Source organism: Bradyrhizobium sp. NAS96.2 (assembly GCF_001908235.1).
Taxonomy (GTDB): Bacteria; Pseudomonadota; Alphaproteobacteria; order Rhizobiales; family Xanthobacteraceae; genus Bradyrhizobium.
In genome coordinates this window covers 1-11,030 of record NZ_LGHK01000207.1, presented here as the reverse complement: position 1 = coordinate 11,030, position 11,030 = coordinate 1, and the positions used below count along the sequence as shown (strand labels likewise).

The 11,030-nt window shown below is 64.9% G+C and carries 9 protein-coding genes and 1 pseudogene; 7 read left to right on the top strand and 3 right to left on the bottom strand.

The window, feature by feature from the left end; genetic code table 11:
* The first annotated feature begins 74 nt into the window (after window positions 1-74).
* From AC628_RS34425 to AC628_RS34410, 4 genes and pseudogenes are all read left to right on the top strand, one after another.
* Window positions 75-549: pseudogene (locus AC628_RS34425) on the top strand (chemotaxis protein CheW).
* 44 nt (window positions 550-593) lie between these two features.
* Window positions 594-983, top strand: a complete 390-nt coding sequence (locus AC628_RS34420) for a response regulator (RefSeq protein ID WP_074131157.1) — start codon at window positions 594-596, stop codon at window positions 981-983.
* Window positions 984-1,019: 36 nt separating this feature from the next.
* Window positions 1,020-1,877: a CheR family methyltransferase gene (locus AC628_RS34415; protein ID WP_074131156.1), complete on the top strand. Its 858-nt coding sequence runs from the start codon at window positions 1,020-1,022 to the stop codon at window positions 1,875-1,877.
* A 3-nt stretch (window positions 1,878-1,880) separates the two neighbouring features.
* On the top strand, window positions 1,881-2,198 hold the full coding sequence (locus AC628_RS34410) for a pilus assembly protein PilZ (protein ID WP_074131155.1): 318 nt from the start codon (window positions 1,881-1,883) through the stop codon (window positions 2,196-2,198).
* 157 nt (window positions 2,199-2,355) lie between these two features.
* On the opposite strand, the gene AC628_RS34405 is transcribed toward AC628_RS34410, so the two are convergent.
* The gene (locus AC628_RS34405; RefSeq protein WP_074131154.1) at window positions 2,356-2,664 is read right to left on the bottom strand and encodes a hypothetical protein; all 309 of its coding nucleotides are present in this window, start codon (window positions 2,662-2,664) and stop codon (window positions 2,356-2,358) included.
* Window positions 2,665-2,817: 153 nt separating this feature from the next.
* Between AC628_RS34405 and AC628_RS34400 the strand changes: the two genes are divergently transcribed.
* The 3 genes from AC628_RS34400 (at window position 2,818) to AC628_RS34390 (ending at window position 6,278) form a co-directional block, all read left to right on the top strand.
* Entirely contained in the window at window positions 2,818-3,450 is a 633-nt protein-coding gene (locus tag AC628_RS34400; RefSeq protein ID WP_050426207.1) for a response regulator transcription factor, read from the top strand.
* A gap of 238 nt (window positions 3,451-3,688) precedes the next feature.
* A complete protein-coding gene (gene araD / locus AC628_RS34395) occupies window positions 3,689-5,428 on the top strand; it encodes an L-arabinonate dehydratase (RefSeq protein WP_074131158.1) in 1,740 nt (579 codons plus the stop codon).
* A 130-nt stretch (window positions 5,429-5,558) separates the two neighbouring features.
* On the top strand, window positions 5,559-6,278 hold the full coding sequence (locus tag AC628_RS34390; protein WP_074131153.1) for a ribonuclease activity regulator RraA: 720 nt from the start codon (window positions 5,559-5,561) through the stop codon (window positions 6,276-6,278).
* A gap of 610 nt (window positions 6,279-6,888) precedes the next feature.
* Here the strand turns inward: AC628_RS34390 and AC628_RS34385 are convergent.
* Window positions 6,889-8,994, bottom strand: a complete 2,106-nt coding sequence (locus AC628_RS34385; protein ID WP_074131152.1) for a S9 family peptidase — start codon at window positions 8,992-8,994, stop codon at window positions 6,889-6,891.
* A gap of 181 nt (window positions 8,995-9,175) precedes the next feature.
* Window positions 9,176-10,900 (bottom strand): ABC transporter permease, encoded by a 1,725-nt coding sequence (locus AC628_RS34380; protein WP_074131151.1) that lies wholly within the window; start codon window positions 10,898-10,900, stop codon window positions 9,176-9,178.
* Window positions 10,901-11,030: the final 130 nt, after the last annotated feature.

Here is an 11,030-nt window from a genome sequence, read left to right as displayed (position 1 = left end):
CCCGGGCTGATCGCGGCGCTCAAGGAGCAGACCGCCGAGCTGCGGCGGGCGGCATGACGGGACCGAGGGAATCGATGACCAGCAAGACCGAGAGCAGTGAGGGGGCGATGGCCGAATACGTCACCGCGGTGATCGGCGGCCAGCTGTTCGGGCTTGCCGATCTCGCGGGTGCAGGACGTGTTCATGCCGGAGCGGCTGACCCGGGTGCCGCTGGCCTCCAGCGAGATCGCCGGCGTGCTCAATTTGCGCGGCCGCATCGTCACCGTGGTCGACATGCGCGCCCGGCTCGGGCTGCCGAAGGCCGACGACGGCAAGCTGCCGATGGCGGTCGGGGTCGACCAGCGCGGCGAATCCTATGGCCTGCTGATCGACCAGATCGGCGAGGTGCTGCGGCTGCTAGAGGACGGCCGCGAGGACAACCCGGTCAACCTCGATCCCCGCATGGCCAAGCTCGCCGGCGGCGTCCACCGCCTCGACGGCCAGCTCATGGTCGTCCTCGATGTCGATCGCGTGCTCGAACTGGTGCCCAGAACAGCTGTTGCAGCGTAAACGCTCCGCCGCGCAGACGGCGGATTCTACGAGGAGGCCAACACATGAAGACATGTCTTGTCGTCGACGATTCCGGAGTGGTGCGAAAGATCGCGCGCCGCATCCTTGAAGGAATGGAATTCACCGTCATCGAAGCCGAGGACGGCGCGGTCGCGCTCGATGCCTGCAAGCAGGCGCTGCCGGACGCGGTGCTGCTCGACTGGAACATGCCCGTGATGGACGGCTTCGAATTCCTCGTGCAACTCCGCCGCATGCCGGGCGGCGACGTGCCGAAAGTGGTGTTCTGCACCACCGAGAACGGCATCGACCACATCTCGCGGGCGCTGCATGCCGGCGCCAACGAATACATCATGAAGCCGTTCGACAAGGACATCGTGATCGCGAAATTCCAAGAAGTGGGCCTGCTGGCGCTCGATACGCCGGCCGAGGCCTGACACCCAGTTTCATCCTTTCGTCCTTGCGAGGCTCCCGTGACGCCCCCCGACTACGAGTATCTGCGTAAGCTCCTGAAGGACCATTCCGGTCTCGATCTGTCCGCGGACAAGCAATATCTGATTGAGAGCCGCCTGCTGCCGCTGGCGCGCAAATGTGGCCTGTCCGGCATCCCCGACCTGATCGCCAAGATCAAGGCCGGCTCGTCGAGGCACACTGTCCAGGTGGTCGAGGCCATGACCACCAACGAAACGTTCTTCTTCCGCGACAAGGTGCCGTTCGACCATTTCCGCAACACCATCATGCCCGAGGTCCTGAAGGCGCGGGCCGCGCGCCGCAGCGTCCGGATCTGGTGCGCCGCCGGCTCGACCGGCCAGGAGCCCTATTCGCTGGCGATGTGCCTCAAGGAGATGGGCGCAGCGCTCGCGGGATGGCGGGTCGAGATCGTTGCGACCGATCTGTCGCAGGAGGTGCTGGAGAAGTCGAAGGCCGGCATCTACAGCCAGTTCGAGGTGCAGCGCGGGCTGCCGATCCAGATGCTGGTGAAGTATTTCAAGCAGTCGGGTGAATTCTGGCAGATCAATCCCGAGTTGCGCGCGATGGTGCAGCACCGTCAGCTCAATCTGCTGCACGATTTCTCCCAGCTCGGCGCGTTCGACGTGGTGTTCTGCCGCAACGTGCTGATCTATTTCGACCAGGACACCAAAATCAACATCTTCAACCGTCTCGCCCGGTTGATGGAGGCCGACGGCTTCCTGGTGCTCGGTGCCGCCGAGACCGTGGTCGGCCTGACCGACACGTTCAAGCCGCTTCCCGAGCGGCGTGGCCTGTACCGGCCGAGCGGGGTGCGGGCAGCGCTGGCGATGCCGAGGCCTGCCATGGCGGTTGGATATTGAGCGATGACGGAGGACGGCAAATCCATCGAGCGAGTTACGTTCAGCCGGGGCGTCGATGTCTGCATCATGGCCATCGACGGCACCTGGCGGCGCGACTGCCAGCTCAATGCCATCTCCGACAATGACGCGTCGCTGACCGTCGAGGGTTCCATTCAGGGGCTCAACCTGAAGGAGTTCTTCCTGCTGCTGTCCTCGACCGGGCTCGCCTACCGCCGCTGCGAACTGGTCCGCGTCAACGGCACCGAAATGGACATCAGCTTCCTAAAGGGCAAGCCGAGCAAGCGGCGGTCGAACTCCGACGAAGAGCGGGCCAGGGCCTGACGCCAAGGGCTGTCAAGAAGGCCTGACGCCAAGGCCTGACCCGGCTGGGCGGGCCGAATCTGCTGGGAATCAGGAATTGGAACGGATCGTCGCCTCGAGGGTTGGGCGTCGTCGGGACGATCTGCGCTGACGTGTCGAACCCGACGGGTCCGATCGGTCAGTTCAGCAAGCGCGCCGGTGCCTCTGAATCGCGCAGCCGATCGAGCGCCATGCCGAGGCCGGCGTCGCAGGCCTTCAGGGTCGTGGACGCGACGGTGTAGCGTGGGGTGACGTCGTCGAGCACGAAGATGTCGGCGGCGGCGTCCTGCTCGGCCAGCAATGCCTCACGCGCGATCGCCGCCTCGATCAGCCGCAGGCTCGCCTGGACATGGTCGATCAGCGCGACCAGGTCCGTCACGATCAGGCTGTAGGGATCGTTGCCCTCGTCCAAGCACACCGCAACGCCGTCCGCCGCTGCATTTTCCATGCTTGTTTCTCCACTGCCCCCACTTTTAGGGAACGCGGTGCTACTTGTGCGTTAAGCGGACGTCCCGTACAAATACGGGTCCATTGATAGAGATGGTCGAACTGGTTCTTGTGCAGTCTGGGTAGCACGCTTCACCACTGATGGACGATGCATATGGTTGAGAATGGCGCTCCTCGCGGGGAAATCTTCGTAGTCGACGACGAACCCGCCGTTCGCGAGACGCTTTCCGTGGTCCTTTCGACCGCCGGTTACAAGGTGATCTGCTTTGCGGACGGCGCCGCGCTGCTCGCGGTGGCGCGCAGCAGGACGCCGGCCTGCATCCTGCTCGACGTGCACATTCCCGGCAAATCCGGCCTCGATATCCTGCGGGAGCTCCACGGCGAGGACTACCCGGCGCCGATCTTCATGATTTCCGGCCAGGGCGACATTCAGATGGCGGTCAGCGCTATCAAGAACGGGGCGCTCGACTTCATCGAGAAGCCGTTCCGCGGCAACGAGATCGTCAGCCGCTTGAATGAAGCGATCGACGCCTATACCAGACGCCAGGCCGAGACCTCGGCGTCGCGCATCGCTTCGCTGCACTTCCCAGGGCGCGAGCCGCTGACCCGCCGCGAACGCGAGGTGCTCGAGCAATTCACGGCGGGTGCCTCCAACAAGGAGGCCGGGCGTCACCTCGGGATCAGCCCGCGCACGATCGAGGACCACCGCGCCAACATCATGAAGAAGCTCGGCGCGCGCAATGCCGCTGATCTGGTCCGCATCGTGATGACGGCGCAGCAAAAATAAGCCAAGGCTGGTCAAGGCCGGTTGACGCGCCGATTTCCAAATTGCGGAGTTTGTGCGCCGCACGCTAAGCGGGCGGTGCGGGCTGGTCCTGATTTGCGAAACAGGCGCGGTCCGTGAACGGCACGTCTGCGCCGCGCGCGGGACGACACGTCCGGAATTCCTGTATATGCGTGGCGCAGGGCATGCGCGGCGGGAGCGCGTGCGTGCGAGCAATCTCGAGACATATGGCGCATCCAAGATGATCAAGAAGAACAAGACCCCGGATCAATTGCGCAGCGCGCGCTGGTTTGCGCCCGACGATTTGCGCGCCTTCGGCCACAGATCGCGCGCGATGCAGATGGGCTACGCGCCGGAGGAATGGCGCGACCGGCCGGTGATCGCGATCATCAACACCTGGTCGGATGCGCAGCCCTGCCACATGCACTTCAAGAGCCGGGTCGATGACGTCAAGCGCGGCGTGCTGATGGCCGGCGGCTTTCCGCTGGAGCTGCCGGCACTGTCGCTGTCGGAATCGCTCTTGAAGCCGACCACGATGCTCTACCGCAACATGCTGGCGATGGACGCCGAGGAGCTGCTGCGCGGCCATCCGGTCGATGGCGTGGTGCTGATGGGCGGCTGCGACAAGACCACGCCCGCCCTGCTGCTCGGGGCCACCAGCATGAACCTGCCGGCGATCTATCTGCCGGCCGGACCGATGCTGCGCGGCAACTGGAAGGGCAGGACGCTCGGCTCGGGCTCGGACGCCTGGAAATACTGGGATGAGCGCCGCGCCGGCAAGATCTCCGACAAGGACTGGGTCGACATGGAGGCCGGCATCGCCCGCAGCTATGGCACCTGCATGACCATGGGCACCGCCTCGACAATGACCGCGATCGCCGAAGCCGTCGGCATGACGCTGCCCGGTGCCTCATCGATTCCCGCGGCAGATGCCAACCACATCCGGATGAGCTCGGAGGCCGGCCGCCGCATCGTCGAGATGGTGTGGGAGGATCTCACGCCGCAGAAGATCCAGAGCCGCAAGGCCTTCGAGAACGCGATCACGGTCGCGATGGCGATGGGCTGCTCGACCAATGCCATCATTCACCTCATTGCGCAGGCGCGCCGCGCCGGCCAGGACATTTCGCTCGATGATTTCGAGAAAGCGAGCCGCAAGGTGCCTGTGATTGCCAACGTGCGGCCGAGCGGCGACCTCTATCTGATGGAGGATTTCTTCTACGCCGGCGGGCTGCCCGGCCTGATGAACCGGATCAAGCAGCATCTGCATCTCGACTGCATGACCGTGTCAGGCAAGACGCTCGGCGAGAACATCGCGGGCGCCGAGGTCCACAATGACGACGTCATCCGCACCGTCGAAAACCCGATCTACAAGGAGGGCGCGCTCGCGGTGCTGAAGGGCAATCTCGCGCCGGACGGCTGCGTGATCAAGCCGAGTGCCTGCGATCCGCGTTTCCTCAAGCACACCGGCCCGGCGCTGGTGTTCGACGACTACCCCTCGATGAAGAAGGCGGTCGACGACCCCGATCTCGATGTCACGGCCGATCACGCCTTGATACTGCGCAATGCGGGGCCTCAAGGCGGCCCGGGCATGCCTGAATGGGGCATGCTGCCGATCCCGACCAAGCTCGTGAAGCAGGGCGTGCGCGACATGGTGCGGCTGTCGGACGCGCGGATGAGCGGCACCAGCTATGGCGCCTGCATCCTGCACGTCTCGCCGGAATCCTATATCGGCGGTCCGCTGGCGCTGGTCAGGAACGGCGACCGCATCACGCTCGACGTGGCCGCGCGCACCATCAATCTCGATGTGCCGGAAGCAGAGCTCGCCAAACGCCGCGCGGAATGGAAGCAGCCCGAAAAGCGCTTCGAGCGCGGCTATGGCTGGATGTTCTCGAAACACATCAAGCAGGCCAATGAAGGCTGCGACTTCGATTTCCTCGAAACCGGTTTCGGCAAGCCGGTGGGCGAGCCGTCGATTTATTAGTCCCTGTCGTTCCGGGGCACGCGAAGCGCGAGCCCGGAATCCATTTCACCTCAAGCTATGCGGCCCGATGGATTCCGGCCTGGCCCCGCGGGCCATCCCGGAATGACGAAAGCACAGAGAGCAACGCACCATGTCAAAACTCAGCGACACCACCCGTAGTAAGCTGAAATCCGTCTCCACCGCGACCGTCGCCACCGCGCTGTTCAAGCGCGGCTTGCGCATCCAGATGATCCAGGATGTGCATCCCCTGGGCCCGGATCAACCGACCATGGTCGGCGAGGCCTTCACGCTGCGCTACATGCCGGCGCGCGAGGACCTCAACACGATCGAGGTGTTCCGCGATCGCGCGCATCCGCAGCGCAAGGCGATCGAAGACTGCCCGCCGGGCGCGGTGTTGGTCATGGACAGCCGCAAGGATGCGCGCGCGGCCTCCGCCGGCGCGATCCTGGTGACGCGGTTGATGAAGCGCGGCTGCGCTGGCGTCGTCACCGACGGCGGTTTCCGCGATTCCGCCGAGATCGCCCGGCTCGGCTTCCCGGCCTTTCATCACCGCCCGAGCGCACCGACCAACCTGACGCTGCATCAAGCGATCGAGATCAATGTTCCGATCGGCTGTGGCGACGCGCCGGTGTTTCCCGGCGACGTGATCCTCGGCGACAGCGACGGCGTCATCGTGATCCCGGCCCATCTCGCCGACGAGATCGCGGGCGAGACCTTCGAGATGACGGTGTTCGAGGATTTCGTCACCGAGCAGGTGCAGAACGGCCGCGGCATTTTTGGTCTCTATCCCGCAACGGATGAGCAGACGCTGAAGGATTTTGCGGCTTGGCGGAAGGCGAAGGGAAGGTAGCGGCACCCTCCACCGTCGTCCTGGCGAAAGCCAGGACCCATGACCACAGGGCGGAGTTTGGCGAAGACTGGCAGTTGCGTTGCAAGCCGTGGTACTGCGACTTCCTTGCTCGATAGATCACGCGGTATGGGTCCTGGCTTTCGCCAGGACGACGGTGAGGAGAGAGTTGTGCACGCCAACAGGGCTACGGTGTTGTGGTCCTGATGAGCGGCCGCCACGCATTCCGCCGTCGTCCCGGCGAAGGCCGGGACCCATAACCACAGGGAGGAGTTTGGCGAAGACTGGCAGTTGCGTTGCACGCAGCGGTACTGCGACTTCCCTGCTCGATAGATCACGCGGTATGGGTCCTGGCTTTCGCCAGGACGACGACGAGGAGAGAGCTGCGTACACCAACAGGGCTACCGTGCTGTCGTCCCTGACGAGCGATCGCCACGCTTTCCGGCGTCGTCCCGGCGAAGGCCGGGACCCATAACCACAGGGCGGAGTTTGGCGAAGACCGAAAGTTGCGTTGCACGCCGCGGTACTGCGACTTCCGTGCTCGATGGATCACGCGGTATGGGTCCTGGCTTTCGCCAGGACGACGACGGGGAGGTATCCGGGCTACGGCTATCTACGCCTCCGCCTTCTCCGCCATCCCGACCGCCCACAGCGCAAATGCGTAGACGATCGCGACCTCGTCCAGCCGGTTGAATCGGCCGGAGGCGCCGCCGTGGCCGGCGCCCATGTTGGTGCGTAGCAGCACCGGGCCGCCGCCGCGCATCGTGGCGCGCAGCCGTGCGATCCACTTCGCCGGCTCCCAATAGGTGACGCGCGGGTCGGTGAGACCGCCCATCGCGAGGATCGCCGGATAGTCCTTCCCCGCGACATTGTCGTAGGGCGAATAGGACAGGATGGTGCGGAAATCCTTCTCGCTCTCGATCGGGTTGCCCCATTCCGGCCATTCCGGCGGCGTCAGCGGCAGCGTGTCGTCGAGCATGGTGTTGAGCACGTCGACGAACGGCACCTCGGCGACGATGCCGGCGAACAGCTCGCCGGCGCGGTTGGCGACCGCTCCCATCAGCATGCCGCCCGCCGAACCGCCATGGCCGACGATGCGCTTCTCACCCGTGTATTTCGCCTCGATCAACGCACGCCCGGCGGCGGCGAAATCGTCGAACGTATTGGTCTTCTTCTCGCGCTTGCCGTCGAGATACCAGCCCCAGCCCTTGTCGGCGCCGCCGCGGATATGCGCGATCGCGTAGACGAAGCCGCGGTCGACCATCGACAGTCGGTTGGCCGCAAACGACGCCGGCATCGCCATGCCGTAGGAGCCGTAGCCATAGAGCAGCAGCGGCGCCTTGCCGTCGCGCACGAAATCCTTGTGATGCAGGATCGAGACCGGCACCTGCGCGCCGTCATGCGAGGTCGCCATGATGCGCGTGGTGACGTAGTCGGCCGGGTTGTGGCCGGACGGAATCTCCTGGCGCTTGCGGAGCACGCGTGCCCGCGTCGCCATATCGTAGTCATAGACCTCCGACGGCGTCGTCATCGACGAATAGGCGAAGCGCAGATTGGTGGTGTCGAACTCGTAGCCGCCCATGGTATCGAGCGAATAGGCCGCCTCGTCGAAGGCGATCGCGTGCTCCTCGCCGGTCCTGAGGTCGCGGATGATGATCGCCGGCAGCGCGTTGGCGCGCTCCAGCCGCACCATGTGGCCGGCATAGAGCTCGACGTCGAGCACATAGACGCCCTCGCGATACGGGATCAGGTCGCGCCAGTTGGCGCGCTCGGGCGCGGCGAGCGGCGCGGTGACGACCTTGAAGTCGATCGCGTCGTCGGCATTGGTCAGGATGAACAGCTCGTCGCCGCGGTCGGCGATCGAATATTGCACGCCTTCCTCGCGCGCCGCGACCAGCCGCGGCGGCGCGTCGGGATTGGCAAGATCGATCAGCCGCTGCTCTGATGTCTCGTGGTCGCCGCCGGCGATCACGCAGAAACGGCCGCTCGCGCTCTCGTGCAGATGGGTGAACCAGCCGGAATCCTGCTCCTCGTAGATCAAGGTGTCGTCGGCCTGTCTGGTGCCGAGCTTGTGCCGCCACACCTGCATCGGGCGGTGGTTGTCGTCGAGCTTGACGTAGAAGAAGCTTTTCGAATCCGCGGCCCAGACCACGCCGCCGTCGGTCTCCTCGACGAGGTCGTCGAGATCACCGCCGGTCGCCCAGTCGCGCACGCGGATCGAGAAATACTCCGAGCCCTTGGTGTCGGCGCTCCAGGCATGGAGTTTGTGATCGTTGGAGTGCCGGCTGCCGCCGAACTTGAAATATTTGTGGTCCTTCGCCAGCGCATCGCCGTCGAGCACGACATGCGCCTCGCCGCCGTCGCGCGGCGTGCGGCAGTACAATTCGTGCTGGCCGCCCTCGCGGAACTTGCGGAAATAGGCGAACGGGCCGTCCGGCGACGGCACGCTGGAATCATCCTCCTTGATCCGCCCGCGCATCTCCTTGACCAGCCGCTTCTGCAAGCCGTCGGTGTGGCCGAGCAGGCTCTCGGTGTAGCCGTTTTCCGCTTCGAGATAGCTCCGGATATCAGGATCGAGGATCGAGGGATCGCGCAGCACCTCCTGCCATTTCGGATCCTTGATCCAGGCATAGTCGTCGGTCACCGTGATGCCGTGGGTGGTGAAGGAATGCGGCCGGCGCGGCGCGACGGGGGGCGATGTCTTGATGGATTGGGTCACACGATCCTCATGGTGCGGGGTTCCGCTTTATATCGGGATGAATGTGGCGATTGCCAGATGGGGTGATGCCGTGGTTTCCGGCGTCATTGCGAGCGAAGCGAAGCAATCCATCTCTCCCCGGCAGGATAGAATGGATTGCTTCGTCGCTTCGCTCCTCGCAATGACGTAGAGAGAGTGTGCGCTACCCGTTCCGCAGCTTCGCGCCGGCATTGCCGCCGGACATCGGGATCTGGTTCACCGCCAGCACCACGGCGAAGGTGATCACCAGCATCGCGATGCCGAGCACCGCGATCGCGGCGAGGTCGCCGCCCTCATTGAGATCGTAGATCAGGACACTGAGCACCTTGGTCTGCGAGGTGAACAGCACGATCGCGGCCGACAGTTCCCGCATCACGCCGATGAAGATGAAGCACCAGGTCGCGATCACGCCGGTGCGCAGCAGCGGCGCGGTGATCTGGCGCAGCGCCTGCAATCGCGTCGCGCCGAGGATGCGGGTTGCTTCCTCGAGCTCGGGATGAATGGTCGCGAACGCCGCATGCAATTGCTGGTAGGCCGAGGGCAAATTGATGGTGAGAAACGCCAGCAGCAGGATCCACAGCGTGCCGTACAAAACGAAGGGCGGCCGCGTGTAGCTCAGGAACAGGCCGACGCCGAGCACGATGCCGGGAACGGCGACCGGCGCGGTGGCAAGGAAGCCGAGCACGCGGTGGCCGGCGATCACCTTCCGCGTCGTGACGTAGGCGATGACGAGCGCGAGGATGGTGCCGATCGTCGCGGTCGCGGTGCCGAGGATGACCGTATTCTTCAACGCAAGCTGCGCGGACGACAGCTCGGTGAACACGAAGACGATGTTGTGCAAGGTGGCCGTCGACGGCGTCACCAGCGTGGTCGCGTTGGGCGAGAACACGGCGTTGAGCAGCGCCAGATAAGGCAAGAACACCGGATTGAGCAGGACCAGGAGGCAGAAGCCGAGCGCGGCCCAGCGCCAGCCGCGCAACTCGACCCGGCGCGGCGCGCCATATTTGCCGCCGATCACCGAATAGCCGCGCCGGCCGAGCAGCGCCTTCTGGCCCTGCAGCAGCAGGATGGTCAGCACCAGCAGCGGCACGGCGGCAGCGGCCGCCAGCTCGAGCTTGGGTGGATACTGGAACAGGCTCCAGATCTTGGTGGTCATGGTGTGGAAGCCGGCGGGCAGCGCCAGGATCGCCGGCGAACCGAACAGCGTCATCGCCTGCAGGAAGGCGATCAGCGCGCCGGCGACCAGCGCGGGCAGCGCGAGCGGAATCGTGACCCGCCGCGCGGTGGTCCAGGCATTGCCGCCGAGGATCGCGGAGGCATCTTCCAGCTCGCCCGGCATGGTGTCGAGTGCATTGGCCACCAGCACGAACACGAACGGGAACGTGTAGCAGGAGATCACGAAGATGATCCCGGTCATCGAATAGATGTTGAACAGCGCGTCGGCGTCCTCGCCGGCGAACAGCCGGTAGAGCTGGTTGAGCAGCCCCGAATTCGGCGCCGCCAGCAACTCCCAGGCGACCGCGCCGAGGAACGGCGGCGTCACGAACGAGGCCGTCACCAGCGCGCGGATGGTCTGCCGTCCCGGCATGTCGGTGCGCGACACCAGCCAGCTGATCGGAGCCGCGACGATGCAGCAGATCAGCGCCGATGTGGTTGCGATGATCGCGGTCGTCAGCAGCGGATCGAGGAAATCGGGATTGCTGAACAGGGTGACGAAGTTGGCAAGCGTCGGATGGCGGTTCTTGTCGGTGAAGGCGAACACTGCCAGCCACGATAGCGGCAGCAGGATCAGGAGGACGAGCACCGCCGCGAACAACCACAGCACCGGGCGGGTCCAGTCGATGCGGGGCCGAGGGGTGAGGGAGGAGATCTCGGTCGTGGTTGTCATTCTATCCCCGAATCGCGCTGTATCCGCTCCCTCGCCCCGCTCTTTGCGGGGAGAGGGTTGGGGTGAGGGGCTGTCTACACGGATATCGAATGCTCGGAGAGTCCCCCTCACCCGCCGCGCATCTTGCGAT

Bases quoted from the DNA above. Each gene is read 5' to 3' on its own strand.
- AC628_RS34405 (WP_074131154.1), bottom strand. From the start codon at position 2,664: ATGGAAAATGCAGCGGCGGACGGCGTTGCGGTGTGCTTGGACGAGGGC.
- AC628_RS34420 (WP_074131157.1), top strand. From the start codon at position 594: ATGAAGACATGTCTTGTCGTCGACGATTCCGGAGTGGTGCGAAAGATC.
- AC628_RS34410 (WP_074131155.1), top strand. From the start codon at position 1,881: ATGACGGAGGACGGCAAATCCATCGAGCGAGTTACGTTCAGCCGGGGC.
- AC628_RS34390 (WP_074131153.1), top strand. From the start codon at position 5,559: ATGTCAAAACTCAGCGACACCACCCGTAGTAAGCTGAAATCCGTCTCC.
- AC628_RS34400 (WP_050426207.1), top strand. From the start codon at position 2,818: ATGGTTGAGAATGGCGCTCCTCGCGGGGAAATCTTCGTAGTCGACGAC.
- AC628_RS34380 (WP_074131151.1), bottom strand. From the start codon at position 10,900: ATGACAACCACGACCGAGATCTCCTCCCTCACCCCTCGGCCCCGCATC.
- araD (WP_074131158.1), top strand. From the start codon at position 3,689: ATGATCAAGAAGAACAAGACCCCGGATCAATTGCGCAGCGCGCGCTGG.